The sequence below is a fragment of the Actinomycetota bacterium genome (assembly GCA_005774595.1).
In the GTDB taxonomy this organism is placed as follows: domain Bacteria; phylum Actinomycetota; class Coriobacteriia; order Anaerosomatales; family D1FN1-002; genus D1FN1-002.
Genome location: VAUM01000409.1, coordinates 1 through 1,496, shown reverse-complemented (window position 1 = coordinate 1,496; position 1,496 = coordinate 1). Strand labels below are relative to the sequence as shown.

The window sequence follows — 1,496 nt, the reverse complement described above, 5'->3', positions numbered from 1 at the left end:
GCAACGGCTCGCGGCGGCAGTGGGAATCACTCGAGCGCGACTTCGCGGCCGACGCCGCAGCGGCAGGCGTGACGATCGCGATCAGTTCGGACGCGCACTTCCACCTGCACGTGGGCGAGGTCTCCGCCGCGATCGCCGTGGCCGACGAGATCGGACTGGCTCCCGAGCAGGTCGTCAACCGCGACGCGGCGACAGTGCTCGCGCACCTGCTCGCGCGACGCGAGCGCCCGCGCCTCGACATCGGAGGGGAGTGGTGAGCCGATGAACGTCCCCGCCCCGCTCGCGCGGCTGCACCCCGCGCGCATCCTCAAGGCGCGCCCCGTGCGCGACTACGCACTCATGACGCTCGGCGTGCTGATCGCCGCGTGGGGGCTCGACTCGTTCCTCGTGCCGAACCGCATCGCGGCCGGCGGGCTGTCGGGCATCGCCACGGTGGTCTACCACCTGGCGAAGGGGCAGGGCGTCACCGCGCCGGTCGGCGTGCAGATGCTCGTCGCGAACGTCGCGTTGCTGGCGCTCGTCATCCGCGCGCGCGGGTGGCGCTACGGTGCGAAGACGCTGTTCGGGCTGGTGGGGCTTTCGGTGGCGATCGACGCGCTCGCGCCGTTCGCGCCGCACATGGCCGCCGACGACCTGCTGCTCGCCTCGCTCTACGGCGGCGCGCTGATGGGCCTCGGGATCGGGCTCGTGTTCAAGGGCGGCGGCAACACGGGCGGCACCGATATCGTCGCGGCGCTGCTCACGCCCAAGGTCTCGTTCGGCGTCGGGCAGATCATGTTCGTACTCGACGCGATGGTGGTCGCGGTGGCCGGCGTGGCGTTCGGCGCGAGGCTCGCGCTGTACGGCGCGGTCGCCGTGCTCGTGGGTGGCGCGGTCATCGACCTCGTGCTCGAGGGCTTCTCGGTCGAGAAGGCGGTCTTCATCATCTCGGACCGCAACGCCGAGATCGCCGAGGGGGTGCTCTACGAGGTCGGCCGCGGCGCCACCGGCATCGCGGCGCGCGGGCTGTACACCGGCGAGTCGCGCGAGATGGTGTTCACGGTGGTCTCGCGCAACCAGCTCGACGACCTGAAGCGGCTCGTGGCGTCGGTGGACCCGGGCGCTCTCGTGATCATCTCCGACGTGCACGAGGCCATCGGCGAGGGGTTCAAGTCGCCGAGGGGGTAGGCTACGGCCGACGCGAGCGGAGGTAGGCACCTGGCGTGGTCACCAGGACGCCGTGGATCCGCCGGCCCATGCAGTGCCCGAAGTGCCCGACATCGCCCGTGAGCAGGTAGTGCGATCTCGCGGCGATTGCCCCGAGAAGCACCGGACGGTCCTTCTCGGGAAGGCCCGGGTCGCCGTCGACCTCGAAGTCGGCAGGCTCGGTCGGCAGTACCGCCATCGACGCGATGAGCGCCTCGAGCCGGTCCGCAGCGGCGTCGCGCACGTTGCGGCGGGCCTCGCCGAGCACGTGCGGCGAGGCCACGAGCCAGACGTCCGGCACCCTCCACAGG

The 1,496-nt window shown here is 71.9% G+C and carries 1 protein-coding gene; it reads left to right on the top strand.

Annotated elements, in window-relative coordinates:
- Positions 1–261: 261 nt before the first annotated feature.
- Positions 262–1,167: a YitT family protein gene (locus FDZ70_10555; GenBank protein ID TLM66264.1), complete on the top strand. Its 906-nt coding sequence runs from the start codon at positions 262–264 to the stop codon at positions 1,165–1,167.
- Positions 1,168–1,496: the final 329 nt, after the last annotated feature.

Coding starts and splice junctions, on each gene's coding strand:
- FDZ70_10555 (TLM66264.1), top strand. CDS start 262: ATGAACGTCCCCGCCCCGCTCGCGCGGCTGCACCCCGCGCGCATCCTC.